Annotated in this window: 26 protein-coding genes and 3 tRNA genes; 15 read left to right on the forward strand and 14 right to left on the reverse strand. The window is 71.1% G+C overall.

The window, feature by feature from the left end:
- Positions 1–5: 5 nt before the first annotated feature.
- Both JMF97_RS12005 and JMF97_RS12010 read right to left on the reverse strand, forming a co-directional pair.
- On the reverse strand, positions 6–857 hold the full coding sequence (locus tag JMF97_RS12005) for a Rieske (2Fe-2S) protein (RefSeq protein WP_203221657.1): 852 nt from the start codon (positions 855–857) through the stop codon (positions 6–8).
- A 107-nt stretch (positions 858–964) separates the two neighbouring features.
- The gene (locus tag JMF97_RS12010) at positions 965–1,909 is read right to left on the reverse strand and encodes a phytoene/squalene synthase family protein (protein WP_203221658.1); all 945 of its coding nucleotides are present in this window, start codon (positions 1,907–1,909) and stop codon (positions 965–967) included.
- A gap of 63 nt (positions 1,910–1,972) precedes the next feature.
- On the opposite strand from JMF97_RS12010, the gene JMF97_RS12015 reads away from it, so the two are divergent.
- The 9 genes from JMF97_RS12015 (at position 1,973) to JMF97_RS12055 (ending at position 8,272) form a co-directional block, all read left to right on the forward strand.
- The gene (locus tag JMF97_RS12015; protein ID WP_203221659.1) at positions 1,973–3,127 is read left to right on the forward strand and encodes a polyprenyl synthetase family protein; all 1,155 of its coding nucleotides are present in this window, start codon (positions 1,973–1,975) and stop codon (positions 3,125–3,127) included.
- A complete protein-coding gene (gene crtI / locus JMF97_RS12020) occupies positions 3,127–4,629 on the forward strand; it encodes a phytoene desaturase family protein (protein WP_203221660.1) in 1,503 nt (500 codons plus the stop codon). The genes JMF97_RS12015 and crtI overlap by 1 nt, the downstream gene beginning before the upstream one ends.
- 46 nt (positions 4,630–4,675) lie before the next feature.
- On the forward strand, positions 4,676–5,266 hold the full coding sequence (gene idi / locus JMF97_RS12025; RefSeq protein WP_203221661.1) for an isopentenyl-diphosphate Delta-isomerase: 591 nt from the start codon (positions 4,676–4,678) through the stop codon (positions 5,264–5,266).
- Complete coding sequence (locus JMF97_RS12030; RefSeq protein ID WP_203221662.1) at positions 5,256–6,206, forward strand: MerR family transcriptional regulator; 951 nt, start codon at positions 5,256–5,258, stop codon at positions 6,204–6,206. Before idi ends, JMF97_RS12030 begins: the two co-directional genes overlap by 11 nt.
- Before the next feature lie 100 nt (positions 6,207–6,306).
- Complete coding sequence (locus tag JMF97_RS12035) at positions 6,307–7,086, forward strand: polysaccharide deacetylase family protein (RefSeq protein ID WP_013730889.1); 780 nt, start codon at positions 6,307–6,309, stop codon at positions 7,084–7,086.
- 154 nt (positions 7,087–7,240) lie between these two features.
- Positions 7,241–7,313: transfer RNA gene (locus JMF97_RS12040), tRNA-Glu, on the forward strand.
- A gap of 33 nt (positions 7,314–7,346) precedes the next feature.
- Positions 7,347–7,420: transfer RNA gene (locus tag JMF97_RS12045), tRNA-Asp, on the forward strand.
- Between the two features lie 101 nt (positions 7,421–7,521).
- A tRNA-Phe gene (locus JMF97_RS12050) sits at positions 7,522–7,595 on the forward strand.
- A gap of 173 nt (positions 7,596–7,768) precedes the next feature.
- Complete coding sequence (locus JMF97_RS12055; RefSeq protein WP_203221663.1) at positions 7,769–8,272, forward strand: SRPBCC family protein; 504 nt, start codon at positions 7,769–7,771, stop codon at positions 8,270–8,272.
- Positions 8,273–8,300: 28 nt separating this feature from the next.
- Here the strand turns inward: JMF97_RS12055 and JMF97_RS12060 are convergent, their stop codons facing one another.
- Positions 8,301–8,690, reverse strand: coding sequence for a hypothetical protein (locus JMF97_RS12060; protein ID WP_013730887.1), 390 nt, complete (start codon positions 8,688–8,690; stop codon positions 8,301–8,303).
- 153 nt (positions 8,691–8,843) lie between these two features.
- Between JMF97_RS12060 and JMF97_RS12065 the strand changes: the two genes are divergently transcribed.
- Complete coding sequence (locus tag JMF97_RS12065; RefSeq protein ID WP_203221664.1) at positions 8,844–10,184, forward strand: ABC transporter substrate-binding protein; 1,341 nt, start codon at positions 8,844–8,846, stop codon at positions 10,182–10,184.
- Between the two features lie 54 nt (positions 10,185–10,238).
- Here JMF97_RS12065 and JMF97_RS12070 read toward each other — a convergent pair whose 3' ends face one another.
- Both JMF97_RS12070 and JMF97_RS12075 read right to left on the reverse strand, forming a co-directional pair.
- The gene (locus tag JMF97_RS12070; protein WP_203221665.1) at positions 10,239–10,979 is read right to left on the reverse strand and encodes an enoyl-CoA hydratase/isomerase family protein; all 741 of its coding nucleotides are present in this window, start codon (positions 10,977–10,979) and stop codon (positions 10,239–10,241) included.
- Positions 10,976–11,899, reverse strand: coding sequence for a 3-hydroxyacyl-CoA dehydrogenase family protein (locus JMF97_RS12075; protein WP_203221666.1), 924 nt, complete (start codon positions 11,897–11,899; stop codon positions 10,976–10,978). Before JMF97_RS12075 ends, JMF97_RS12070 begins: the two co-directional genes overlap by 4 nt.
- A 194-nt stretch (positions 11,900–12,093) precedes the next feature.
- Here JMF97_RS12075 and JMF97_RS12080 point away from each other — a divergent pair, with 194 nt between their 5' ends.
- Positions 12,094–12,384 (forward strand): hypothetical protein, encoded by a 291-nt coding sequence (locus tag JMF97_RS12080; RefSeq protein WP_013730883.1) that lies wholly within the window; start codon positions 12,094–12,096, stop codon positions 12,382–12,384.
- Between the two features lie 69 nt (positions 12,385–12,453).
- Here the strand turns inward: JMF97_RS12080 and JMF97_RS12085 are convergent, their stop codons facing one another.
- On the reverse strand, positions 12,454–13,233 hold the full coding sequence (locus tag JMF97_RS12085; RefSeq protein WP_203221667.1) for a class I SAM-dependent methyltransferase: 780 nt from the start codon (positions 13,231–13,233) through the stop codon (positions 12,454–12,456).
- A 54-nt stretch (positions 13,234–13,287) separates the two neighbouring features.
- On the opposite strand from JMF97_RS12085, the gene JMF97_RS12090 reads away from it, so the two are divergent.
- A complete protein-coding gene (locus tag JMF97_RS12090) occupies positions 13,288–13,674 on the forward strand; it encodes a PPOX class F420-dependent oxidoreductase (protein ID WP_203221668.1) in 387 nt (128 codons plus the stop codon).
- Between the two features lie 95 nt (positions 13,675–13,769).
- On the opposite strand, the gene JMF97_RS12095 is transcribed toward JMF97_RS12090, so the two are convergent.
- On the reverse strand, positions 13,770–13,979 hold the full coding sequence (locus tag JMF97_RS12095) for a BldC family transcriptional regulator (RefSeq protein WP_007073996.1): 210 nt from the start codon (positions 13,977–13,979) through the stop codon (positions 13,770–13,772).
- Between the two features lie 276 nt (positions 13,980–14,255).
- Positions 14,256–15,095 (reverse strand): DUF8083 family protein, encoded by an 840-nt coding sequence (locus JMF97_RS12100; RefSeq protein ID WP_013730880.1) that lies wholly within the window; start codon positions 15,093–15,095, stop codon positions 14,256–14,258.
- Positions 15,096–15,297: 202 nt separating this feature from the next.
- Between JMF97_RS12100 and JMF97_RS12105 the strand changes: the two genes are divergently transcribed.
- Both JMF97_RS12105 and JMF97_RS12110 read left to right on the forward strand, forming a co-directional pair.
- Positions 15,298–16,380, forward strand: a complete 1,083-nt coding sequence (locus tag JMF97_RS12105; protein WP_203221669.1) for a Glu/Leu/Phe/Val family dehydrogenase — start codon at positions 15,298–15,300, stop codon at positions 16,378–16,380.
- A gap of 294 nt (positions 16,381–16,674) precedes the next feature.
- Positions 16,675–16,887 carry a DUF3073 domain-containing protein gene (locus JMF97_RS12110; RefSeq protein ID WP_043719245.1) on the forward strand — a complete coding sequence of 71 codons (213 nt, stop codon included), beginning with the start codon at positions 16,675–16,677 and terminating at the stop codon, positions 16,885–16,887.
- Between the two features lie 140 nt (positions 16,888–17,027).
- Here JMF97_RS12110 and amcA read toward each other — a convergent pair whose 3' ends face one another.
- The 5 genes from amcA to JMF97_RS12135 all read right to left on the reverse strand — a co-directional run bounded on the left by amcA (position 17,028) and on the right by JMF97_RS12135 (position 21,804).
- Positions 17,028–17,264: a multiple cyclophane-containing RiPP AmcA gene (gene amcA, locus JMF97_RS12115; protein ID WP_203221670.1), complete on the reverse strand. Its 237-nt coding sequence runs from the start codon at positions 17,262–17,264 to the stop codon at positions 17,028–17,030.
- Positions 17,233–18,339, reverse strand: a complete 1,107-nt coding sequence (gene amcB, locus JMF97_RS12120; RefSeq protein WP_307816904.1) for a cyclophane-forming radical SAM peptide maturase AmcB — start codon at positions 18,337–18,339, stop codon at positions 17,233–17,235. The genes amcA and amcB overlap by 32 nt, the downstream gene beginning before the upstream one ends.
- A 168-nt stretch (positions 18,340–18,507) precedes the next feature.
- Positions 18,508–19,662: a phosphoribosylformylglycinamidine cyclo-ligase gene (purM, locus tag JMF97_RS12125; RefSeq protein WP_203221672.1), complete on the reverse strand. Its 1,155-nt coding sequence runs from the start codon at positions 19,660–19,662 to the stop codon at positions 18,508–18,510.
- 60 nt (positions 19,663–19,722) lie between these two features.
- Complete coding sequence (gene purF / locus JMF97_RS12130) at positions 19,723–21,324, reverse strand: amidophosphoribosyltransferase (RefSeq protein WP_203221673.1); 1,602 nt, start codon at positions 21,322–21,324, stop codon at positions 19,723–19,725.
- 159 nt (positions 21,325–21,483) lie between these two features.
- Complete coding sequence (locus tag JMF97_RS12135; RefSeq protein WP_203221972.1) at positions 21,484–21,804, reverse strand: sterol carrier family protein; 321 nt, start codon at positions 21,802–21,804, stop codon at positions 21,484–21,486.
- A 525-nt stretch (positions 21,805–22,329) separates the two neighbouring features.
- Here JMF97_RS12135 and JMF97_RS12140 point away from each other — a divergent pair.
- Entirely contained in the window at positions 22,330–24,354 is a 2,025-nt protein-coding gene (locus JMF97_RS12140) for a carboxypeptidase regulatory-like domain-containing protein (RefSeq protein ID WP_307816884.1), read from the forward strand.
- Between the two features lie 98 nt (positions 24,355–24,452).
- Here JMF97_RS12140 and JMF97_RS12145 read toward each other — a convergent pair whose 3' ends face one another.
- On the reverse strand, positions 24,453–25,211 hold the full coding sequence (locus JMF97_RS12145) for a 2-phosphosulfolactate phosphatase (RefSeq protein WP_203221674.1): 759 nt from the start codon (positions 25,209–25,211) through the stop codon (positions 24,453–24,455).

The raw sequence follows: 25,211 nt of genomic DNA on the forward strand, positions 1-25,211 counted from the left end.
TCGTATCAGGGCAGGCGTGCCTCGAGCTTGCCGTTCACCACGCGGGTGGGCAGGATCTGCTGGTCGTTCGAGGACGGACCGTGCACCACCTCGCCACCGTTGAGGCGGAAGGTGCTGCCGTGCCAGGGGCAGACCACGCAGGCGTGGCCGTCGATCTCGCGTACCTCGCCCTCGCCGAGCGGCCCGCTCTGGTGGGGGCAGCGCTCCAGCATCACGGTCACGTCGTCACCGTGCCGGTAGAGGATCACCGACACCTCGTCGACCTTGCGGGTGACCAGTTCCCGCTGGGGCAGGCTGTCCATCTCGGCGATCGCATGCCACCCCTCGCTGATCAGGTGCAGGTCGGAGACGCTCACGTTCACCTGCGCACCCTGCTTGTACGCCAGATGCCCACCGATGTACGCCCCCGCACTCGCCGCACTGAGTCCGAGGAAGCCGAGCGTACGGCCGAGGCCGTGGCGACCCGACATCCGCGCGGCCAGCGAGCCCCCGTACAACACCAGGGCCACGCTGTTCGACGCGGCGTGCACCAGGCCGACCCGGCGCTGGTCACGGGCCAGCGCCGCCCAGTCGTTGAGCCCCGCCACCGCGGACGGCACGGCGCTGGCGGTGCCGACCGCGATCAGCGCGGTGGCCGCCCGCCGCTGACCCGGCAGCAGATCCAGTACCGCCGCACTCATCCAGGAACCGACCGTGACCTGCACCATCGCGGGGTGCAGCGGATGCCCCAGCCAAACCCCGTGCAGCAGATCCCGGACCCGCTGCCCCCGCAGGGTGCCCTGCACCGCACGCTGCAACCGATCACCGAACCGGTCAAGCCGGGAATTCTGCTCGATCTTCGTCAATAGCTCTCGCACAACTACCGACTTCCCGCCCTACCCGCCCCCAAACCGCCCGACAAGAACAACCTTCCCCAACCCACCCCACACCCCATCTCGACGATCTTGCACTTACGGTCGCCCATTCAACCCCTATGCGGCATTTGCGGGGACGACAAGTGCAAGATCGACGGCCCAGGTAGGGCTACCGGAGCGCCGGTCGGGGCGAGCAGGGCACGGGCCGCCACGGTCATCCGGCGTCGCTGCGGCACGGTGGCCCGCCTGGCGAACACGTCGTAGTCCTGCGCGGCCACCTCGTCGAGGATGCCGCCGTAGAGCAGGTACGAGGTACGGATGCAGGACTGTGAGCCGGCGTCCAGCAGGACCACCCCGGGCGCGGCGGCGGCGTAGTGCGCCTGAGCGCGGGTGACCTCGTACCGGATCAACTCCCGGACCGGCTCGGTGGCCCGACCGGCGGCCCGGCAGGCCAGCAGATCGTCGCGGGTCACGCCGAACTCGGCCAGATCCTCGTCCGGCAGGTACGTCCGGCCCCGGTCGAGGTCCTCGGCCACGTCCCGGATGAAGTTGGTGAGCTGGAACGCGAAGCCGAGTTGGCGGGCGGGCTCCCGGGCGGCCAGCAGGTTCGAGCTGCCCAGGATCGGCAGCATCATGGTGCCGATGACCGCCGCCGACCCCTCCATGTAGTCCAGCAGGTGATCGTAGGTGCGGTAGGACGTGACGGTCAGGTCCATCGCCATGCTCTTGAGGAACGAGGCGAAGTCCTCCCGGTCGAGGTCGAAGACGGCGATGGTGTGCAGCACCGCCGGCAGCAGCGGGTCGTCGACCGGTTCGCCGTGCAGCCCGGCCACGAACCGTCCGCCCCAGTCGTCGAGCAGCGCGGCCCGTTCGGCCGACGGCAGCGCCTCGGTGCGGTCCACGATCTCGTCGGCGTAGCGGGTGAATCCATACAGGGCATGGACGTGTCGACGTTTCCATGCGGGCAGCAGGCGGGTAGCGAGATAGTAGGTGCGTCCGTGCTGTCTGTGCAGGTCACGACACCGTTCGTAAGCGGCGGCGAGGTCCAGATCCATTCGCCCTCCTCAGAATCGACGCACCAATCGACGCAACATGAACCCTAGGGTACGCTCAGCGGCATGGCCAACGACCGACTAACGGGTAACCTCCTTCGCGTGTTGCCTGAACAGCCGGTCGGTGGAGATGAACCGATTCCGGCCGTCCTCGCGGCGTACACACGGGATCTCGTCACCGCGGTCGAGCAGACCCTCGCCGAATTCCTCGACGCCGAAGTCGACGCACTGGCCACGATCGATCCGGCCATGGGCGGATTCGCCGCCACGGCCCGCGACTGCGTCCTCGCCGGCGGCAAACGGGTCCGCCCGACCTTCGGCTATTGGGGTTGGCGCGGCGCGGCCAGCGGCGACGAGCCGCTGCACCGGGTGCTGCCCGCACTGGCCACGTTGGAACTGCTGCACACCTTCGCTCTGGTCCACGACGACGTGATGGACCACTCGGCGACCCGTCGGGGTCGGCCGACCGCCCATGTGGCCGTGGCCGCTCAACATGCCGCCGCAGGGCGCTGCGGCGACTCCGGCCGGTTCGGCGAGGCGGTCGCGGTGCTGATCGGGGACCTCTGCCTGGTCTGGGCCGACCAGTTGCTGGCCCGGGCCGCGCTGCCGGCGAACCGCCTGCTCGACGTACGCCGCGGCTACGACCGGATGCGGGTGGAGACGATCGCCGGGCAGTACCTCGACATCCTCGGCGAGGCCGCCCCGGAGAACTGGTCGGTCGACCGGGCGCTGCGGGTCGCCCGCTACAAGACCGCCAGCTACACCGTCCAGCGCCCGTTGCTGTTCGGGGCGAGCCTGGCCGGCGTGCGCGACGACACGCCGCTGACCGACGCGTACACCCGCTACGGCCTCGCCGTCGGCGAAGCCTTCCAGCTCCGCGACGACCTGCTCGGCGTGTACGGCGACCCGACCGCCACCGGCAAACCGGCCGGCGACGACCTGCGCACCGGCAAGCCGACCGCGCTGCTCATGCTGGCCCGCGAGCTGGCCTCGCCGGCCCAGCGGCAGGCGTTGGACGGCACCGGCTCGCTGCCGGGCGAGCCGGAGGTGGCTCGCCTGGCCGAGATCGTGTTCGACACCGGCGCGGTCGACCGGATCGAGCGGATGATCGACGAACGGGTCCAGGAGGCCCTGGACGCGCTCGCCACCGTCCGGATCGACGAGACCGCCCGCACCGCACTGTTCGGCCTCGCCAGCGCGGCCACCGACCGGAGGTCATGATGGGCGCACGATCGTCAACGGCGCGAACGGTCGCCGGGCGTACGGACCGGGTGGTGGTCGTCGGGGCGGGCCTCGGCGGTCTGGCCTGTGCCCTGCACCTGGCCGGCAGCGGACGGCAGGTGACCCTGCTGGAACGCGAGCCGGTGCCGGGTGGGCGGGCCGGACGGCTCAGCGTCGACGGCTACGAGTTCGACACCGGCCCGACCGTGCTCACCATGCCCGACCTGATCGCCGAGGCGCTCGGCGCGGTCGGCGAGGAGCTGTCCGACTGGCTCGACCTGGTTCCCCTCGATCCGGCTTACCGGGCCTACTACCCGGACGGGTCGACGCTGGACGTGATCACCGACACCGCCCGGATGGCGGCGGAGATCTCCCGGGTCTGCGGCCCCCGGGAGGCCGACGGCTACCTGCGGTTCGTCGACTTCGCGCGCAACCTGTGGCGGCTGGAGCGGGCCGACTTCATCGAACGCAACTTCGACGCGCCCACCGATCTGCTCACCGGCAACCTGCTCAAGCTGATGGCCACCGGCGCCTTCCGCCGACTGCAGACCAAGATCGACCAGTTCTTCCGCGACCCGCGTACCCGGCGGATCTTCTCCTTCCAGGCGATGTACGCCGGCTTGGCGCCGCACGACGCGCTGGCCATCTACGCCGTGATCGCGTACCTCGACTCGGTGGCCGGGGTCTACTTCCCGCGCGGCGGCATCCACGCGGTCTCCCGCGCGCTGGCCGGGGCCGCGGAGAAGCACGGCGTACGCATCCGGTACGGCACCACGGTGACCCGGGTGGAGACCGCGAACGGCCGCGCCACCGGGGTGGTGACCGCGGACGGCGAGTTCGTCCCGGCGGACGCGGTGGTGCTCAACCCTGATCTGCCGGTGGCCTACCAGGACCTGCTCCCACCGGCCCGCCGGCGCCGGCTGACCTACTCGCCGTCCTGCGTCGTGCTGCACGTCGGCTCGACCCAGGGGTACGGGCAGATCGCCCACCACAACATCCACTTCGGGCGCGCCTGGAAGGGCACCTTCGACGAGGTCATCCGCCGCGGCGAACTGATGAGCGACCCGTCCCTGCTGGTCACCAACCCGAGCCGGACGGACCCGGCGGTGGCGCCCGCCGGCCGGCACACCTACTACGTGCTCGCGCCCGTGCCCAACCTCGACCGCGCACCGTTCGACTGGCGCGGCGGCCTCACCGCCCACTACACCGACGAGCTGATTCTCACCCTTGAGCAACGCGGCTACGTCGGCTTCGGCGCGGGTGTCGAGGTGCTCCAGGCGATCACTCCGGCGGACTGGGCGGAACAGGGCATGGCGGCGGGCACGCCGTTCGCCGCCGCGCACAGCCTGTTCCAGACCGGCCCGTTCCGGCCGGCGAACCTGCACCGGTCGCTGTCCAACGTGGTGTTCGTCGGCTCGGGTACGCAGCCCGGCGTCGGAGTGCCTATGGTGCTCATCTCCGGCAAGCTCGCGGCGAGCCGGATCACCGGAGCGAGCCGGTGACGCCACGCGGCGCAACGCAGCCGAGCCTGAACAGAGGAATGCACTGATGTCCCCGTCCCGGGAGAGTCATCTGGTCGAGCTGGTGGACGAGACGGGTCAGCCCGTCGGCTCGACCACAGTGGCCACGGCCCACCAGCCACCAGGCCGGCTGCACCGCGCCTTCTCCGTGCTGTTGGTGGCACCGGACGGTCGGGTACTGCTCCAGCGCCGCGCCGCGATCAAGACCCGGTTCCCGCTGCGCTGGGCCAACTCCTGCTGCGGCCATCCGCAGCCCGGCGAGCCCCTGTCCGAGGCGGCCAACCGTCGGCTAGCGGAGGAACTGGGTGTCGGGCCGGTGCCGCTGACCGAGGTCGGCGTCCACGTCTACCAGGCCGAGGACCCGGCCACCGGGCGCGTCGAGGTCGAGTACGACCACGTCCTGCGCGGCGAGTTCCGGCCGGACGCGCCGCTGCACCCGGAACCGTCGGAGGTCGCCGAGCTGCGCTGGGCGGATCCGGTGACCCTGGCCACCCAACTGACCGAGGATCCCGACTCGTACGCCCCGTGGCTCGGCGGGGTGCTGGACCGGCTGTTGCACCCGTCGAGCCCGACCCAGCTACCCCCCAGCGACGCGTCGGAGCGGTCGGGTGGCCGATGAGGCGCTGAGCGCCGGGGCGGTCGCCCGGCGGCTCGGTGTCGCGGTCACCACGCTGCGCACCTGGCACCAGCGGTACGGCCTCGGGCCGAGCCAGCACGTCCCCGGCCACCACCGGCGCTACACCCCGGCCGACCTGGCTCGGTTGGAGATCATGCGGCGGCTCACCGCCGAGGGAGTCAACCCGGCGGAGGCGGCCCGCTGGGCCCGGCAGGCACCGGACCCGGTGTCCGCCCGCGCCCCCCGCTCGGTCCGGTCGACCACGGCGCGGGCCGGCGGTGGCGCGACCATTCCGGTACGCCGAGCCGGCCCGGTGGCTCGCGGCCTGGCCCGGGCCGCGATGCGGATGGACGCCGAGGTGATCAGCGAGACCATCGCCCGGTCGATCGCCACCGACGGGGTGGTCGACACCTGGGACCGGCTGCTCCGCCCGGTGCTGGTCGGCATCGGTGAGCGGCATGCCGCGACCGCCGCCCTGATCGAGGTGGAGCACCTGATCTCCAGGTGCGTGTCGGCGGCGTTCGCGGCGGTCGTGGCGGGCTGTCCCGCTCCCGCCGGGCAGCCACCCCGCATCCTGCTCTCCTGCGCCGACGAGGAGCAGCACAGCCTGCCGCTGGAGGCGCTCGCCGCAGCGCTCGCCGAGGTGGGCGTCAACCATCGGATGCTCGGTGCGCGGGTGCCGGTGACCGCCCTGCTGGACGCGATCGACCGGACCGGACCAGCCGCCGTGGTGATCTGGTCACACACCCGGGCCACCGGCGACCCGGCCCAACTGAGCGCGTTGCTCGGCGCCCCACGCCGACCGCTGCTGGTCATCGCCGCGGGGCCGGGTTGGCCGGCCGACAGTCTGCCCGCCGGGGTGGTCCACCCCGGCGGACTGGCCGAGGCGGTCACGCTCGCCGTCGCCGTACGCGACTCGCTGGACCGGTCCGCCGCGTCCTGACCCGCTCACCACGAGGACTGCCCCTACCCGCTGCTATCCGCCGAAAAGGGGTGAACTAGCGTCGGGGTTTGCGAACCCGAACCCCTCTCGGGAGCGACCCATGCGTCCTCGTCTGCTGCTCGCCTGCCTCACCGGGCTGACTCTCCTGCTGTCCGGCTGCGGCGCGGGCTCCGCCGAGCCCAACCCGACACCCGCCGACGCACCCCCGTCGGCCGCCCTGCCGGACCCGCCCGCCCCACCGAGCCCAACCGCCTCGCCGAAGCCCAAGCTGCGGCCGCTACCGGCCAAGCTGCCGGCCGGCCTGGTCCGCACCACCGGGGGCAAGAAGGTGGCGCTCACCTTCGACGACGGTCCGGACCCGGCCTGGACACCGAAGGTGCTGGACCTGCTGAAGGCAGCCAAGGTCAAGGCCACCTTCTGCGTGGTGGGTACGCAGGTCCGCAAGCATCCCGAGTTGGTCCGCCGGATCGCCCGGGAGGGCCACCAGCTCTGCAACCACAGCTGGAACCACGACCTCAACCTGGCCCGGCGACCGGTCGCCGAGATCCGCGCCGACCTGACCCGGACGAACCGGGAGATCCGACGTGCCGTTGAGGACGCGAAGGTGCCGTACTACCGGCAGCCGGGCGGCCGGTGGACCGCCGAAGTGGTCAAGGTGGCCAAGCAGTTGGAGATGCGCTCGCTGCACTGGACGGTCGACCCGCAGGACTGGGCCCGGCCGACCGCCGCCACGATCCAGAAGCGGGTGCAGCGGGCTGCCCGGCCCGGCTCGGTGGTCCTGCTGCACGACGGGGGCGGCAACCGGGCGGCCACCCTCGCCGCCTGCCCGAAGGTGATCGCCGCCCTCAAGCGCGACCACGGCATCACCCGGCTCCGCTAACCCCCTCCTGACCTGCGGTTTCAGGAGCGCCTGCGGCTGATGGCATACCGGTTTGGTCGTCCGGTCAGCCATCACGTATGCTTTCCAAGCCTCCGGCGGGGCCGGATGGGAGCAAGTCCGCACAGAGTTGCGAATGTGCAATGATGGCGGGGCCGCCCTCATCGTCTAGCGGCCCAGGACGCCGCCCTTTCAAGGCGGTAGCACGGGTTCGAATCCCGTTGGGGGCACGGTCCGGCTTCGGCCGGAGGCAACACCAGCAAGGTCCTGTGGAGCAGTTGGAGTGCTCGCCGCCCTGTCAAGGCGGAGGTCGCGGGTTCAAGTCCCGTCAGGACCGCAAGCGCTGACCGCCGCGCGCACCACGCGCGGCGTTCTGCGTATCGGGACAGGTGACCCAGTCGGCGGCGATCCCGCCGGGTAACATGACCCGAGCAGCACGGCCAGGTAGCTCAGTTGGTACGAGCGTCCGACTGAAAATCGGAAGGTCGGCGGTTCGACCCCGCCCCTGGCCACATAGCCTTTCGCCGGGCTACAGAGGTCCCCACCAGCGGAAACGTAGGTGGGGATCTTGCTGTATGCCCTCACTTCGCAGCCCTCGGGCACCTGTCGGTGCTCGCCGTCGGTGATGCGATCCGGGCCCTGAGCAAGCTGCGCAGTCGGACAGCAGCCGGTATGGTCCGGGCGTATGGGAGACCGGCCGCCCGACATCCGACAGGAGCACGAGCGGTTCGCGCTGCGGACCACGGCGCTGGTCCCCGCGCCCATGGAAGCCGTGTACGAGACGTTCACCACCAGGCTCACCGACTGGTGGGTGACGGAGTACACCTGGTCCGGCCCGGACGTGCTCGCCGAGTTGGGCATGGAGCCTCGGGCCGGTGGGATGCTCTACGAGATCGGCCCCTACGGCTTCCGCAACGACTGGGGTCGGGTGCTGATCTGGGATCCGCCCCGTCGGCTGGTGTTCACCTGGCAGATCGGCCCGGATCGGGCACCGGTGCCGGACCCGGCGCGGGCCAGCGAGGTCGAGGTGATTTTCACACCTGCGACGGCCGGCACCCTGGTCGAGGTCTCACACCGGCATTTCGACCGGCACGGCGAGGCAGCCGAGGGCTATCTGCAGGCGCTCACCGCCGGGTGGCACGAGTTGCTCTCCCGGTTCGCCGCGACCGCGGTCGCCGAGCCGGCGTGAGGCAGGGCCGGCCCGCACGTGGGAGCGTTCAGGTGGAGCGGTGCCGCAGGGTGGCGATGGTCGAGCCGGCGAGGGTGAGCAGGCATTCGGGCAGCAGGCCGTCGGCCGCCGCCGCACCGAACAGCGCCCGGGCCGTCTCCAGGTCGGAGTTGGCGTACGCGCTGACGAAGCGCGCCACCCAGCGGGCGTCGTACTCGGCCTGGTCGATACCGGGGAAGTCGAGCGCGCAGGCACCCGGGGGCACCGGATCACCGACCATGGTCGCGGCCAGGCACCACGCCACGTCGTACGCACCGGTGAGGCCGTCCCGGTCGACGACCGCGTCGAAGGTCCCCACCACGGCGTCGGAGTCTCCGTCGAGCGCCGAGCTGAGGATCGCGGTGGCGTCGGCAAACGTCTGCTGTGGCGAGTCGGTCACGCACCGCACAGTAGGCGTGCCGGTCAAGGCGACCGCGATCGTCACTCTCCGTACATAAGCTAGGCGACCTGCGGATAGACGGCCCTCCACGGTCCCGTCGTCCGGGTCGGCACGTTAGTCTGCGCAGCGGACCTTCGCGGAGGAAGGACGACAATGCACATGTCACGCGGTACGCGGGGCGCCGTCATGGCGGTCTGCGCCACGCTCCTGCTCGCCACCAGCGCTTGCGGGGATGACCAGCCCGAAGAGGCGACCGCCCACCAGGTGCGCCTCTACGGCACCGACGGCAACATGTCCAACTCGTACGCGGAGGAGCTGGGCGATCGAGCCAACCTGGTCGATGGCATGAAGGGCACCACCCCGCTCACGCCGCTGCCCGAGGACTTCAAGAAGCGGCTACTGTCCGTCGACCCGAAGTTGGACGGCTTCCTCTACGCCGCCGAGTCCTACGACGCGGTGGTGATCAGCGCGTTGGCCGCTGAGGTCGCGGGCACCACCGATCCGGCGGCCATCGCCAGGCAGATCGTCGGGGTCACCAACACCGGCACCCGCTGCGGGACGGTGGCCCAGTGCCTGCGCCTGATCCGCGAGGGTAAGGACATCGAGTACCGCAGCGTCTCGATCACCCGGGCCGGGTTCACCGACGTCGGTGAGCCGGCGACCGCCAGCTACGCCACCCTGCACTTCGACGGGCAGCAGCTCAACGACGCCAAGACCGAGTTCGTCGGCGCCGGTGACGAGTCCGCGGCCAGCAACAAGCGACCGCCGCGCGGTAACACCTCGTCCGCCGATGGGCCGCTCGTCATCGGCGGGCTGTTGCCCAAGACCGGTGACCTCGCGATCGCCTACCCGCCGCTGGCCGCCGGCGCGGCGCTGGCCATCAAGGAGATCAACGCGGCCGGTGGGGTGCTCGGCGAGGAGGTGGTCTGGGTCGACGGCGACGACGGCACCAACCCGGCGATCGCCAAGGCGACCGTCGCCCGGCACGTCGACGGCGGCGTTCACGTGATCATCGGTGCCGGTGGCTCCGGGATCTCTGCCGCCGTGCTGGAGGACGTGGTGAAGGCGGGACGGATCCTGTTCTCACCGTCGAACACCGCGGCGAACCTGACCGAGGTCGACGACCGGGGCCTCTACTTCCGCACCGCGCCGCCGGACGGGCTCCAGGGTCGGGCGCTGGCCGACGTGATCCTCCGGGACGGCCCGCAGAAGATCGCGATCGTGGCCCGTAAGGACTCCTACGGTGAGGGTCTGCAGGGCATCGTCCGGGCCGAGCTGGAACGGGCCGGGTTCGGCGGCGACAAGGTGAAGCTGCTCGGCTACCAGCCCGGCGAGGACGCCAACGCCGCGCCGATCGACTTCAGCGCCGGCGCCAAGGAGATCAAGGACTTCGGTGCCGACGCCGTCCTGATCATCGGGTTCGGTGAGTCCGCCGCCGTGGTCCGGGCCTTGGCGGACGCCAACGTACCGCTGGCGGCGCTCGCCAACAGCTGAGCGCACCCGCGACGGCCGCACCGACACCCGTCGGTGCGGCCGTTTCCGGTTGGCTCAGCGTCGCCGGTCGAGGAATTCGGTCATCCGACGCCGCTTCTCCTCGTCCTCGAAGAGCACCGCCTGGCTGACCAGGTCCAGCTGTGGGTGTGCGGCGGCCGGGGCGTCGACGGCGAGTTTGGTCAGCCGCAGCGCCAGCGCCGAGCCCTTGGCCATCTCGTCGATGAGCGCGTGCGCCGCCGGCAGCAGTTCCTCCGGGGTCGCCACCACCCGGTTGACCAGGCCGATGCGCAGCGCCTCCGCGGCGTCCACCCGCCGCCCGGTGAACAGCAGTTCCTTGGCCCGGGCCTCACCGACAAGCGCCGGCAGGCGGTGGGTCGCGCCGGCACCGGCCAGGATGCCCAACCGCACCTCCGGCTGGCCGAACACCGCCCGCTCGGTGCACACCCGAAGATCGCAGCCGTACGCCAGTTCGGCGCCACCGCCGAGCGCCGGGCCGTCGACGGCGGCGACGGTCGGCATCGGTAGCGCCCGGATCCGGGCGAAGGCCGCCGAGTTGATCGCGGCGAGAGCGTCCAGCCGGCCGCGCTCGCGCAGTTGGGCGATGTCCGCGCCACCCGCGAAGATCCCGTCCGTGCCGCCGGTCAGCAGCAGCATCCGGGGACGGGCCTCCAGTTCGGCGCAGACCTCGTGCAGCGCCGCGATGAGGTCGGCGTCGATGGCGTTGCGCTTCTCCGGCCGGTCGAGGGTGACCACCAGCCGGTCGGAAAGCTCCTCGACCCGCAGCCCGGCGCTCACCGTGTCGCTCCCGGCGCGGCGTCGGAGGCCGGATCGGTGGTCGGGGCGGCCGACTCGGTGCCGCCCGAGCGGACCCCGTCGACCCACTGGTAGAAGCCCTGGCCCGACTTCTTGCCCAGGCGGCCCGCCGCGACCATCTCCACCAGCAGCGGCGGCGGCGCGAACCGGTCGCCGTACGCGGCCTGGAGGGTACGGGCGATGTCGAGGCGCACGTCCAGGCCCACCAGGTCGGTCAGTTCCAGCGGGCCGATCGGGTGCCGGTAGCCGAGCGCCATCGCCTTGTCGATGTCGGCCGGGCTGGCCACCCCGTCGGCGACCATCCGGATGGCTTCCAGCCCGAGGGTGACCCCGAGTCGGGAGGTGGCGAAACCCGGCATGTCGCGTACGACGACGGGGTCCTTGCCCAGCCGGTCGGCGAGCGCGCGGGCCGCCTCGGTGGTCTGCGCGGCGGTGGCCGGGCCGACCACGATCTCCAGCAGCGCCATCGCCCAGACCGGGTTGAAGAAGTGCAGCCCGCAGAAGCGCTCGGGCCGGGCCAGTTCCCCGGCCAGCTCGGCGATGGCGATGCTGGAGGTGTTGCTGCCCAGCAGGGCGGGCTCCAGTCGCTCCGCCTCGGCCAGCACGGCCCGCTTCAGCTCCAGCCGCTCCGGTACCGCCTCGACGATCACCGCCGGTTCCGGGGCGACCTCGCCGAGCCCGGCTCGCAGGGTGACCGAGGCGCGGTTGGCGGCGGCCTGCTCAGCGGTCAGCTTGCCGCGCTGCACGGCCCGTTCCCAGAGTTGGGCGAGCCGTTCGACGGCCGCCTCACCACGGGCCCGGTCGAGCTCGACCAGCTCCACCGCGTAACCCGCGCCGGCTGCCACGTACGCGATGCCCAGGCCCATCGTGCCGGCACCGACCACGACGAATCGCTGCGTCATCGATACACCACCGCTCCGTGACGGCCCTCGGCTACCGCGTGGCCGATGGCGCGCGGGATCGCCGCCACGCCGGTGCCGGACCGTACCCTCCGCTCAGTCATGGTGCGACCCTATGCAGCACGATCATCGTCGCGTGCGTGGGGGCGGGCGAGATCGGGTAGGGACCGCTGACAACCAAGGGAAGGGACGAGCTGATGAGCCAGGCACCGGAGACCGGCACGGAGGCCCAGGAGACGGTCGAGACGCGCGGCGACGAGCGGGTCGAGTTGCTGCGGGCCGACACCAACAACGACGGCCGTACGGACGTCTGGGTGGTCGACACCGACGGCGACGGCAAGGCCGACCTGTTCCAGTTCGACACCGACGGCGACGGCAAGGTGGACGTCACGATGGTCGACATCGACGAGGACGGTCAGCCCGACGAGGTGGTCGACGGCGACGGTGGCCTCCCCCCGGAGCAGCTTCCCCCCACCGTCCAGGTCTGAGCTGTAAGGAAGGGCCCCCTGTTAACGCCTCCGGTATAGCAAGGGGCCCCTCTTAACGTTCTCGCCCGGTCAGCCGGGCAGGTGCAATGTGGCGAGGTAGTACGGGGCGTCGCGGTTGTCGATGTCGGCCAGCTGCCAGGCGGTGCCCCGGACCAGGTCGGCCAGTTCGTCCGGTGAGCAGACCAGGTAGTCGAACCAGGTGGTGGCCAGCTCGCGGTACCGCAGCCGCAGCCGTAGCTGCCCGCCGAGCCGGCCTCGACGCCGGTTCTGTTCGTGGTAGCCGGTGTGCACCGGGTCGCGGGTGCCGTACGGATCGGTGCCATGGGCGATCACCTGCGCACCGGGGTTGGCCATCGCGGCCAGCGCGGCGAGGAAGGCGGGTGCCCGTTCTCGCCCCTCCAACAGCCCCAGGTTGTTGCCGAGCAGCAGAAACGTGTCGTAGCGCCGCCCGCTCGCCGCGTGCTCGTCCACGGTTCCGTGCACCAGTTCCCGTACGCCCCGACGGCGACACACCGCGAGCGCGCCCGGTGAGACGTCCAGCCCGGTGACCGGTACGCCGCGCTCCTGCAGCAGCAGCGCGATCCGCCCGGCGCCGACGCCGATGTCCAGGGTGGTGCCGCGTACCCGGTCCACGGCCCGGTGGTCGTGCGGTTGCCACTCCTGCGGCCCGTCGAGGTACTGCGCGGCCGGCGCCCCGTTGATCAGCCCGTCGTCGCGTTCGATGATCTCGATGACCGGGCGGGGTACGCGCCCGCCAGCCAGCGGTCGGGGACCGATCCCGGTGGCCACCGCCAGCGTGTCGCGCAGCAGTTCCCCGAAGACGTCACCGATTCGTGGTTCTCCCGTCACACCTGCCACGCTATCGGCCTGCTCATTCCCCGTCCGCGCCCGTACGCTGAGGGGGTGACCACGTTGGACCGCCTCGCGGCGGAGAAGTACATCCTCCTCACGACCTTCCGCAAGGACGGCCGAGCGGTACCCACTCCGGTCTGGGCGGTTCGCGACGGCGACGCCCTGGCGGTGTGGACCGTCTCGGACGCCGGCAAGGTGAAGCGGATCCGGCGCAGCGGAGAGGTCACGGTGGCGCCGTGCGACGTCCGTGGCCGGCCGCACGGCGCGGCGGTACCGGCCCGCGCGACCCTCTACGACCCGGGGGCGACCGAGCACATCCGCGGCCTGATCAAGCAGAAGTACCGGATGATCGGTCGGCTGACCCTGCTCGGCAGCCGGCTGCGGCGCGGGCAGGGCGGGACGGTCGGCATCCGAATCGAGCTGACCGACCCGAGCTGACCGGACCGGGCGGGCTGCCTGCCCTGACACGCCGCAAGGGCGGCGGATCTGACGATCCGCCGCCCTTGCGCTCAGCTCTGTTATCTGTCGTGCAGTCAGTCCCCCTGGCGCTGCTGCGGGATCTGACCCTGCAGCAATGCCCTGACCTCCGACTCCCGGTAGCGACGGTGGCCGCCCAGGGTCCGGATGGCGCTCAACTTGCCAGCCTTCGCCCAACGGGTCACCGTCTTCGGGTCGACACGGAACATCGACGCCACCTCGGCCGGTGTAAGTAGCGGCTCTGGTTCGTGCGTTCGCGATGCCATCGGTCACTCCTCCACATGTATAGACATCGGCCGGGGTCCCGCCGGCCGACGCGTCTCCCATGGTCCGGCTAGTCCCCGATGTCCGACATGGGCCGAACGGCCGAACGTCCCTAGACGGACGGATGAACCATGCCCGATATATAGGACTTTTACACGCCAGAAGCCACCTTATTCGGACTCATGATCACGGTTCGTGATGCATCAACTACGAAGGAGCCTCGTGTTGTGGCCCGACAATGATGGACAATGCCCCACTAATTGCCCCGGCACGCCGGGCTAGTTGCACCGCTCCAAAAGTTGCACGGCACGCCACCGGGCGACCAGCTTGTCGTACGCCGCGGACGCCTCCTCCGCCTCGCCCTGGGACAGCCCGGCCAGCCCCGCCGCGACCAGTTCCGGCGAGTCGTCGTCCGCCAGTGTCTCGTCCGAGAGCAACTCGACCAGGCCGCCGTAGTCCAGCTCGACCACGGAACCCGGGTGGAACTCCTCCAACCACCGGGCCGCCTCCTCGACCGCCTCGGTGATCGGGGCGTCCCCGATCGACTTGCGCAGCACCGACAGCGCCCGCGAGGAGCGACGCCGCGCCTTGGAGATCTCCGTCCGGAACCGCAGCGCCCGACGCCCCGGCGCGGTCACGTGCTGCCGTTCCTCCGCCTCGAACAGCACGAACCAGCGCAGCGGCACCCCCCAGGTGGCGACCTGCTCGTGCACCCGGGGCACGCCACGCTCCAGCACCCGGGCGCCGCTGCGCCAGTCCTCCACCACCGCCTTGGCCTGCCCGGCCAGCACCGGCGGGACGAACGCGTCGGCCAGCACCGGTGGCACGCCGTCGCGCGCGCTCAACGCCGCCTCGGCCACCCGGATCCGCAGGTTCCACGGGCACACCAGCAGCGTCTCGTCCGTCTCCAGGACGTACGCCTCCTCGGGCAGGTCGGGCAGCCGGGTCCAGCCGGCGCCGAGCGCCTCGATCACCGAGGTCCGCTGCCGGCCCGGCCCTTCCACCGGCGCCACTGCCCGCCCCTGCTCGACGTAGCGCCGCCAGTACGCCTGGCGGTCCCGGTCGAAGGCGGTCAACGGCTCGTACACGCGCAGGTATGAAGCGAAGAGCGACGGCACGGCGCGATCCTCCCACGAATCGCAGGCCGAGCGTTGCTCGGCGTCATCGTGGCCGTGAATGGGTGCCCGCTGGACGGGACGAGGTGCTCGCGCAAGCAGCCCGAGGTCAGCCGATACTAGGCTCGCTACACCGGCAGTATCCCCGCCGGCCGTAGACCAGGTCCGCGTCCCACAAGGGCGCCCACCGACACAGGAGCCAGTCATGGGCGTATTCGCCAGCACCGACGACCCGGAATCCACCGGCCACGAGCAGGTCGTGTTCTGCCAGGACAAGCAGACCGGCCTGAAGGCGATCATCGGCATCTACTCCACCGCGCTGGGCCCCGCGCTCGGTGGCACCCGCTTCTACCCGTACGCCAGCGAGGAGGAGGCCCTCGCGGACGTCCTCGACCTGTCTCGCGGCATGGCGTACAAGAACGCCCTCGCAGGTCTGGACCTGGGCGGCGGCAAGGCGGTCATCTGGGGCGACCCGGCGCAGATCAAGACCGAGGCGCTGCTGCGCGCGTACGGCCGCTTCGTGGAGTCGCTGGGCGGGCGCTACTACACCGCCTGCGACGTGGGCACCTACGTACCGGACATGGACGTGATCGCCCGCGAGACCCGGTACGTCACCGGCCGCAGCGTCGAGCACGGCGGTGCGGGCGACTCCTCCATTCTCACCGCCTGGGGTGTCTTCCAGGGCATGCGGGCCGCGGCCGAGCACGTCTGGGGAGTGCCGACGCTGCACGGCCGACGGGTCGGCGTCGCGGGCCTGGGCAAGGTCGGCAAGTACCTGGTCGGCCACCTGGTGGAGGACGGCGCCGAGGTGGTCGCGACCGACGTCAGCCCGCAGGCGCTGGAGTGGGCCCGGACGACCCACCCGCAGGTCTCGCTCCTCGACGACGTCTCCGCGCTGGTCGCCGCCGACATCGACGTGTACGCCCCGTGCGCGCTCGGCGGCGCGTTGAACGACGACACGGTGCCGGCGTTGCGCGCGAAGGTGATCGCCGGCGCGGCCAACAACCAGCTCGCCCACTCGGGCGTCGAGAAGCTGCTGGCCGACCGGGGCATCCTCTACGCGCCGGACTACGTGGTGAACGCCGGCGGTGTGATCCAGGTCGCCGACGAGATCGAGGGCTTCGACTTCGAGCGGGCCAAGTTGCGCGCCACCCGGATCTACGACACCACCCGGGAGATCCTCCGGCTCGCCGACGCCGACGGCGTCCCGCCGGCGGTGGCGGCCGACCGGCTGGCCGAGCGGCGGATGGCCGAGATCGGCCGACTGCGCGCGATTCACCTGCGCTGACGACTCACCGGTGAGGGCGGGGCCGTTGGTCCCGCCCTCGACCGTCGTTCCCGGCTAAGCTGAGGATACGACGCATTCGTGAGGTTTCGCCCCGTGTCACGACCGTTCCCGGCATCGCTCCTTACCGGGTACAATGGGTGACGACCGCACGACCGCAACGCGCGGTGGCGGTCGACGGTAACCCGAGGTGCCGAACGGTGGCATCCCCATGTACCGTAAGAGCCACGAGAGATGCCTGACGTCATCGGGGCCCGCCTTCGGGCTGCCCCGCATTCTGTGCGAGGGGGTCGAGCCATGGGGCGCGGCCGTGCTAAGGCCAAGCAGACAAAGGTGGCGCGGGAGTTGAAGTACCACTCCCCGAACACCGACCTCGCCGCCTTGCAGCGAGAACTCGGCGGCGGCGGTAAGTCGGACCGCAACTTCGACGACGACTACCAAGAGTACGTCGACGATGACGAGGACCATGCCGAGGACGACCCGGACAAGTGGGTACGTCCGACCCGCTGACCCCCGGTCACATCTGAGCACGCGGTAACTCCCCGCGTGCTCACGTATGTGCCCGCTAGGCGGCGTAACACCCGACGATCCAAGGGCCTGCCACGCCCGGACACCCTCCGGCAGTGTGGCGGGCCCTTGGTTCAGCCCGGTCAGCGTGGCCGGTTGTTCCAGTTGTAGAACGTCGGGATGTTCTCGAAGTGGTTCCAGGCGCAGACCGCGCTGGCGCCGTCGCCACCCGCCACCTCTGCCCGTGACTGTCGCGCGACTTCGGCCTCGTGCAGCAGCGCAGCGAGCCCGGTGGCGGCCTCCCGCACCCGGGAGTCGACCTGGTCGGGTCCCTCGTCCGTCGCTCGCTCAGGCTCCCGGTGACTGGTGGTTTCGGGCATGCTCCAACACTCCCTCCAGTAGGCGGATCTTGCTGTTGCGGCAGTGCTCGGTCTCCGTACCGTCGAAACGCCCCAGCTCGAAGTAACGGTTCGCAGCGTGGCCTCCGCCACAGAAGCCGAAATAGGGGCACGACGAGCGGCACGCCTCCACCCCGGTCAGGAACTCACCCACCCAGGCCGTCCGCTCCGCCGCGTCGGCGAGGATCGCGTGCAGCGGGGTGGCAAGCACGTTTCCGCTGCTGAAATCGCCGTAGCGGGAGTCGGTGAAGCCGGCCAGCTCGGGTGAGAGCACCACGACCGAGCCGTCGTACGCGATGGTCGGGATCGGGTCGAGGCGGCGCGGCAGAAGATCATCGGCGGTGCCGTCCAGCACGGCCGCGGCGTACCGCAGCGACCACTCGACCTCGCGCAGATGGATCCGCGGCTGCCGACGCCAGGCGGCCACGAGTTCGGCCCAGAAGCCGGTCACCACGGCCGGATCGTGGGCGTTGGTCCGGGTGTTGACGCCCTCGGTCTCCTCGATGTTCACCCCGAGCACCTCGCAGCCCAGGTCGAGGCAGTAGTCGTACAGCTCCGCCGCCCGGCCGGGTGCCGGGTCGTTGACCACCGCGAGCGCCGAGAAGGGCAGGTCGTGCCGGCGCAACGCCGCCACCCCACGAACGATCCGGTCGTACGCGGGCCGACCGGACCGGGTGACCCGGTCGCCGTTGCGCTCCCGAGGGCCGTCCACGCTCACGCTCACCCGCATGCGATGCGCCACGAAGAACTCGCACCAGGCGTCGTCGATCAACGTGGCGTTGGTCTGGACGTGGTGCTCCACCTCCGGGCCGAACGGCGCCATCAGCGCCGCCAACTGCTCCCGACCGGCGGCGAGCGGCTCACCGCCGTGCCAGACCACGGAGAACCGCGCCGACGCCGCCCAGGGGTTCACCGAGGCGGCCACCGCCTCCGCCACGGCGACCGGCATCCGTCGGTCGGCCGCCCGAAACGGCAGGTAGCAGTAGGCGCAATCGAGGTTGCAGAGCGTGGTGGGCTGCATCACGACGTACGACGGGACGGCAGCCATGCCGCGCATCCCATGCAGTGACCGTCCCGGTGCAGCCATCGCCCTCCTCGTAGCAGTTGAAGGCTGCCGGGCACACCCCGGCAGGGCATGCCCGCAGCGTTGAGGGTGCCCTTCAGGCTAGGCCGCGATGGCCACTCGGGTGAAGCCCGGATCAGATGGCCGTGAGCTCAGCTCACGTCACCCGCGGGTGTGCTGACCGACCATCTGCACCTCGCCGGTGCCCTCGATGATCTCGCCCACCTGCCAGGCGTCGACGCCCCGGCCGGTCAACGTGGCCAGCGCCCGGTCGGCGTCCTCGGCCGAGACGATGGCGAACATGCCGACGCCCATGTTGAAGGTCGCCTCCATCTCCGGGTCCTCGATCCGCCCCTTGGACTGGATCAGGTCGAAGATCGGCTGCGGCCGCCAGGTGGAGCGGTTGACCACCGCGTCCACGTTCTCGGGCAGGATCCGCACCAGGTTGCCGGGGATGCCGCCGCCGGTGACGTGGGCCAGCGCCCGCACCTCGGCCTCGGCGATCAGCTTGAGGCAGTCCTTGGCGTAGATCTTGGTGGGGGTGAGCAGCTCCTCGCCGAGCGTGCGCTGCCGGCCGAAGTCGTCGATGACCACGTCCAGCCGCATCCGCCCCGCACCGAGCAGCACGTGCCGCACCAGGGAGTACCCGTTCGAGTGCAGACCGGACGAGCGCATGGCGATCACCACGTCGCCCACCTCGACCCGCGCGGAGCTGAGGATCTCGCTCTCCTCTACCACACCGACACCGGTGGCGGAGATGTCGTACTCGTCGGGACGCAACACGCCCGGGTGCTCGGCCGTCTCGCCGCCGAGCAGCGCGCAGCCGGCGTAGCGGCAGCCGTCGGCGATGCCGGCACCGATCTCGGCGACCTTGTCCGGCACCACCTCGCCGGTGGCGATGTAGTCGAGCAGGAACAGCGGCTCGGCGCCGCAGGCCACCAGGTCGTCGACGACCATCGCGACCAGGTCGATGCCGACCGTGTCGTGGATGTCCATCTGCTGGGCGATCACCAGCTTCGTGCCGACACCGTCGGTGGACGACGCCAGGATCGGGTTCTTGTACTTCGTGGTGTCCAGCCGGAACAGGCCCGCGAAGCCGCCGAGGTCGCCCATCACCTCCGGCCGGCGGGTCTCCTTCACCTTGGACTTCAGCAACTCGACGGCGCGGTCACCCGCCTCGATCGACACGCCGGCGTCCGCGTACGAGACGGAACGTTTGCGAGCCTGGCGGCCGCTGCCGGCAGTCCAGGGCTGGCGGTCGTTGCCAGCGCCGCTCGGGCTGCTTCCTGCGCCGCTGCGCTCGGACACGTGCGTCACGGTTCTCCCCTTTGTGGTTCTCGGCGGCGGTCGACGGTGACCGACCGCAGCCGGGCGATGCTACGGGCGGTTTGTGGTCGCCGAGATCTTCAGGTCGGAGCGCGGCGCGCGACGCGACCGGTTGAGATCGTCGTCAGTTCCCGCAGCGGCGACGAGCGGAGGGACGGGCTGCTCGGCGGAATCACTGTCGTCCGAGTTGTGGGCGACCCGACGGCCGATTCCTTCGAGGACGTGCTTGCCGATCAGGTTGCCGACGGGAAGGTCGATCGGATACTCCCCGTCGAAACAGGCCCGGCACAGGCGGGTCTTCGGTTGCTCGGTCGCGGCGATCAGGCCGGGCAGCGAGACGTAACCGAGGGTGTCCGCGCCGATGGAGCGCCGGATGCCCTCGTTGTCGAGACCGTTGGCGAGCAGTTCGGCGCGGGTGGCGAAGTCGATGCCGTAGAAGCACGGCCAGGACACCGGCGGCGAGGAGATGCGGACGTGCACTTCCAGCGCGCCGGCCTCGCGGAGCATCCGGACGATCGCGCGCTGGGTGTTGCCGCGGACGATGGAGTCGTCCACCACGACCAGGCGCTTGCCGCGTACGTTCTGCCGCAGCGGGTTGAGCTTGAGTCGGATGCCCAGCTGACGCAGGGTCTGCGACGGCTGGATGAAGGTGCGCCCGACGTACGGGTTCTTCATCAGGCCGGCGCCGTAGGTGATGCCGGACTCCTCGGCGTAGCCGATCGCCGCCGGGGTGCCCGACTCCGGCACCGGGATGACCAGATCGGCCTCGACCGGGTGTTCCTTGGCCAGTTGCCGACCGATCTGCACCCGGGCCGCGTGCACGTTACGACCGGCGATGGTGGCGTCCGGGCGGGCGATGTAGACGTACTCGAAGAGGCAGCCCTTGGGCTCGGGGGCGGCGAACCGGCTGGACCGCAGCCCTTCGGCGTCGATCGCGATCAGCTCACCGGGCTCGACCTCACGGACCACGCTGGCACCCACGATGTCCAGTGCCGCCGTCTCGCTGGCCACCACCCAGCCCCGCTCCAGCCGGCCGAGCACCAGCGGGCGTACGCCGTGCGGGTCCCGCGCGGCGTAGAGGGTGGTCTCGTCCATGAAGACGAAGCTGAACGCGCCGCGCAGCTGCGGCAGCACCTCCAGCGCGGCCGCCTCGACGGAGAGATCCGGTCGACTCGCCAGCAGCGCGGTCACCAGCGAGGTGTCGTTTGTCGAACCGTCCGCGGTCAGGCCGCGGTCGGTCACCTCGCGCTGCAACTCGGCGGTGTTGACCAGGTTGCCGTTGTGTGCCAGCGCGATGGTCGTGCCGGAGCTGGTGGCACGGATGGTCGGCTGGGCGTTCTCCCAGGTCGACCCGCCGGTCGTCGAGTAACGGGTGTGGCCGATCGCGACATGGCCGCGCAAACTGGCCAGGGTCGGCTCGTCGAAGACCTGGGCCACCAGGCCGAGATCCTTGTAAACCACCACGCCGGAGCCGTCACTGACCGCTATGCCGGCCGCCTCCTGCCCCCGGTGCTGCAACGCGTACAGCCCGAAATAGGTCAGGTTGGCAACCTCTTCCTCCGGCGCCCAGACACCGAAGACGCCACAAGCGTCCTGCGGGCCGGGTCGTTGGGGATCAAGGTCGTGGCTCAGCCGGCCGTCGCCTCGGGGCACCTGCCGCTCCCTCTTGCTGGTCTGGACTGGCCTCGCGGAAGCCGAAGGGCCTGCTCCGCGCTGATCGGCCGGGACCACACTGTCGCCTGACAGTGTACGCGAATCCGAGTCGGCACATACAGTCACGTTGTCACCGCTTTAGGTCAGCTGAAACACGCGTCACTCCAGTTCGAGGGGCAGGTACGGGGAGAGGTCGGCCCGCGTCCCGCTCGCCCGTACGCGACCCTCCGTGACCGCCTGGGTCCAATCGAGTCGCCCGGTCGCCAATGCGAGCCAGGTTTCCGGATCCATCTCGACAGTGTTCGGTGGCGTACCGCGGGTGTGTCGCGGCCCCGGAACACACTGAACTGCACCGTAAGGTGGGACACGCACCTCCACCGATCGGCCGGGGGTGCGGTCCGCGAGGGTGGTCAACAGGGCCCTGACCGCCACCCGCAGGACCGACCGTTCGGGCGTGCGGCCCTCATCGAGCGCCGCCATCGCCGCCGCCACTACGGCGGACTTATCGTACGGAGAGGACACGACGGGACGATACGGCCTCGCCTCGCCGCGCGCGACGCTGGCCCTGGGTCGCGCCGATCCGCCCCGACAAGGCATAGTTGCCGACGGCGTATTCGTACCGTGATGTTCCCCCGGCCCGGCACCCCGCCCGGCCACGGAAAGTCAGTCCGGAAGGCGGTGGACGTGTCAACACACCGACGAGCCTGGCAAAAGCGGGCCGGTGTGGTCGTGGCGCTGGTTGTGGGTGCCCTGCTCGCCGTCCCCGCCACACCCGTCCTCGCCGCGGAGCCGCAGGTACAGATCACCGGCCTATCGTCCGGCACTCTCAGTCCAGGCCAGCGAGCGACTCTCTCATTCCGCGTAACGAACACGAACCCAATAGAAATCCCACCCGAGGGCGACGCGGTCAACATCAGGGTCAGCACGTCCTTTGGTGAACTCACGTGTGACGGTCGATGCGACTTCACCGAGGAGATCGGCCGCGGTCGGTCACAGAGCTACAGCGTGACCCTCGTGGCGGGCAACGTCGCTGCCGGTGACACGAAGTCCGGCAATGTACAGATCAGTGCCACCATCGGCGGCGAATCCGGCGGCGCCCAGCGCGAAGTCACGGTGCGTGGGCCCAACCCGCCGCCGACCACGCAGGCGCCGCAGACGGTGCGGTCTATTTCCGGCAAGGTGGTCAACCAGGCCGGTGACGGGGTGCCGAACGCGTACGTCCTGCTCAAGGACAGCGCTGGCAAGCAGTACGAGACCAACGCGAACTCCGACGGCAACTTCCGCTTCACCGGCACCAGCGAGCGGCCCATCGCTCCGGGCCGGATCGACCTCGGCGCGAGCGCGAACAGCGTCCGCGAGGTCGTGAGCTTCACAGCGAACGCGGGTCAGAGCGTCACCGGGCAGCGGATCACGCTCGCGATCCAGGCCTCGAACAGCCCGACTCCGACCCCCACCGCCAGCGAATCGGCGGTGCCGACGGAGGACCCGTTCGACGACGAACTCGCCGACGAGGTGGACGAGGCGCCGGCCGAGTCCGCGGCGCCTCCGGCCCAGGCCAGCAACGAGGACTCCGGCGGCTTCGGCAACTGGCTGCTGGTCCTGCTCGGTGGCCTCTTCGTGGCCGTTGGTGTCGGCACGATCGTGCTGCTCTGGATGAAGCGCAAGGAGAACGACGACGCCGAGGTCGACGGGGATGCGCCGGCCGGTGCCCCCGCCGGCGCGGTTCCGGCGGCACGAGGCTCCTTCGCCGGCGCGGACGACCAGACCCGCGTGGTCAGCCGGGTCGGCAACACTCCCGACCCGACCATGGTCGCCGGTGCCGGGATCAGCAACGCGCCGACGATGATGCACCAGCCGATCGTCGACGACGTTCCCCCGGACCCGTACGGCGCGCCGCCCGCACCGCCCTACGGCGCGGCGCCCGGTGCCGCGCAGGCCTGGTCGGGCGGTGGTTACGGCGACGAGCCCGGCGGCTACGGCGCAGCCGGTTACGGCAACGCGCCGTCGTCCGGCAGTGGCTACGGCACCAGCCCTTCGTCGGGGGCGGGCTACGGCGGCCGTGACTACGGCGCAGGCAGCGCCGGGGCCGACTACCCGCCGGCCGGTGGCGCAGCCGGCTACGGCGAGCGGTACGACGAGCCGACCGGCCGCTACACCGGCGACGAGACCCGCTACCCGACGCCCGCCGACCCGTACGCGACCGGGTTGTACGAGCCCGAGGCGGGCCAGGGCTACGGCAGTTCCGAGCCGACCGGCTACGGCCGGGGCGAACCCACCGGTGGCTACGGCCGGGGCGAACCCACCGGCGGCTACGGCCAGAGCGAACCGACCGGCGGCTACGGCCAGGGTGCGCCCGCTGGTGGGTACGGGCAGGCCGAGCAGCCTGGCGGCTTCGGCCAGGGCGGGTCGGCCGGTGGTTACGGTTCGGCTGATCGGGACTACAACCGGGGCGAGCCGACCGGCAGCTACGGCAACGGCAGCGGGTACGGGCAGAGTGAGCCCGCCACCGGCTACGGGCAGGGCGCGCCGGCCGGCGGATACTCCCCGAGCACGCCCGCTGGCGGGTACGGCCAGGGCGAGCCGACCGGCAGCTACGGTCGGACCGATCCCGTTGGCGGTTACGGCCAGAGCGAGCCGACCGGCGGCTACGGCCAGAGCGAGCCGACGGGTGGTTACGGGCAGGCTGCCGAGCCGACGGGTGGCTACCCGCCGCAGACCGGTGGGTACGGACAATCCGCAGGCGGCTACGCCCAGACCGGCGGGTACGACGATCCCGGCCGCTACGGCCAGGCCGGCTACGGCGGCAGCTACGGCGGGCAGGAGCCTCCGCAGCAGCGCACCGGCTACGACGGTGGCTACGACCAGAACACCGGCGGGTACGGCCAGGAGCCGCCACGCCAGCGTGGGGGCTACGACAACGGCTACGAGCAGGGCGGTGCGTACGGCAGCGACCCCGCACAGGCCGGCCATGGCCGGCCGGACGGCAGCCCCACGGAGCGCGGACGTCGGCTCGACTGGCTGGACGACTGAACCAGCCCCAGGGCAGGCGTAACAACAACGTGTGACGGGCGACCCACCGCGAGGGGGTCGCCCGTTCCGTGTGTATGCCGTCGGGCGGGTCTGGCCCTTCAGGCGGCGGGTGTGAAGACGCCCTGCCGCAGCAGTGGCACCACGGCCGAGCTGTCGACCCGTACGGCGATCTCGACGTCCTCGGCGAAGCCGCCCTCGATCAGTTCGCGGCCCGACACGGAGCCCCTGATCGCCGCGGGCACGTCCGGGATGCTGGCCAGCGCCGCAAGTGCCACGGCCGCTTCGACAGAGAGACCACCGGGAACCCCGGACAGCGCGTCCAGCACGCTCGCCGCACCGAGTTGATCCTCCACCGACGGACGCAGCGAGCCGTCCGGCCATTGTTCACCGGCGGCGATCACACCGATCGGTTCGTCTGTCGAGCCGTACCCCTGGGTCAGCAGCCAGCGCCCGACGGCGCGCGCGTTACGCAGGTTGCCCGCGACCACCGGTACGCCGGTGGCGCTGGCGGCCGCACTGATCGCCGAACCGTTCGGGGAGGGGAGCACCAGGTCGGCGACGACAGGTGCCCGGCTCAACGCGGCCGGCGACAGCGACCACGGATGTTCCGGCGTAACCTGCCGACGCCCGGCGGCGGGCACGGCACCGACCCGGCGCGCGTACTCGGCGGCCTGTTCTCCCCAGGGGAACGGGTGGACGCGTATTCCGCGCCCGACCGCCACCTCGACGGTGGTGGTGAACGACAGCACGTCCACCACCACCAGCACCGCGCAGACGCGGCCGAGTTCCGCCGCCCCCGCGAGGCCCCAGTCGAACCGGGCCCCGGAACCGGATTGGGCGTGAACGGACTCGGCCAA

It is taken from the genome of Micromonospora fiedleri, assembly GCF_016774385.1.
GTDB classification, from domain to species: Bacteria; Actinomycetota; Actinomycetes; order Mycobacteriales; family Micromonosporaceae; genus Micromonospora; species Micromonospora gifhornensis.

Coding starts and splice junctions, on each gene's coding strand:
- JMF97_RS12035 (WP_013730889.1), top strand. CDS start 6,307: ATGCGTCCTCGTCTGCTGCTCGCCTGCCTCACCGGGCTGACTCTCCTG.
- amcA (WP_203221670.1), bottom strand. CDS start 17,264: ATGCCCGAAACCACCAGTCACCGGGAGCCTGAGCGAGCGACGGACGAG.
- JMF97_RS12065 (WP_203221664.1), top strand. CDS start 8,844: ATGCACATGTCACGCGGTACGCGGGGCGCCGTCATGGCGGTCTGCGCC.
- JMF97_RS12075 (WP_203221666.1), bottom strand. CDS start 11,899: ATGACGCAGCGATTCGTCGTGGTCGGTGCCGGCACGATGGGCCTGGGC.
- JMF97_RS12010 (WP_203221658.1), bottom strand. CDS start 1,909: ATGGATCTGGACCTCGCCGCCGCTTACGAACGGTGTCGTGACCTGCAC.
- JMF97_RS12095 (WP_007073996.1), bottom strand. CDS start 13,979: ATGGCATCGCGAACGCACGAACCAGAGCCGCTACTTACACCGGCCGAG.
- amcB (WP_307816904.1), bottom strand. CDS start 18,339: ATGCGCGGCATGGCTGCCGTCCCGTCGTACGTCGTGATGCAGCCCACC.
- JMF97_RS12080 (WP_013730883.1), top strand. CDS start 12,094: ATGAGCCAGGCACCGGAGACCGGCACGGAGGCCCAGGAGACGGTCGAG.
- JMF97_RS12015 (WP_203221659.1), top strand. CDS start 1,973: ATGGCCAACGACCGACTAACGGGTAACCTCCTTCGCGTGTTGCCTGAA.
- idi (WP_203221661.1), top strand. CDS start 4,676: ATGTCCCCGTCCCGGGAGAGTCATCTGGTCGAGCTGGTGGACGAGACG.
- crtI (WP_203221660.1), top strand. CDS start 3,127: ATGGGCGCACGATCGTCAACGGCGCGAACGGTCGCCGGGCGTACGGAC.
- JMF97_RS12110 (WP_043719245.1), top strand. CDS start 16,675: ATGGGGCGCGGCCGTGCTAAGGCCAAGCAGACAAAGGTGGCGCGGGAG.
- JMF97_RS12055 (WP_203221663.1), top strand. CDS start 7,769: ATGGGAGACCGGCCGCCCGACATCCGACAGGAGCACGAGCGGTTCGCG.
- JMF97_RS12135 (WP_203221972.1), bottom strand. CDS start 21,804: ATGGCGGCGCTCGATGAGGGCCGCACGCCCGAACGGTCGGTCCTGCGG.
- JMF97_RS12105 (WP_203221669.1), top strand. CDS start 15,298: ATGGGCGTATTCGCCAGCACCGACGACCCGGAATCCACCGGCCACGAG.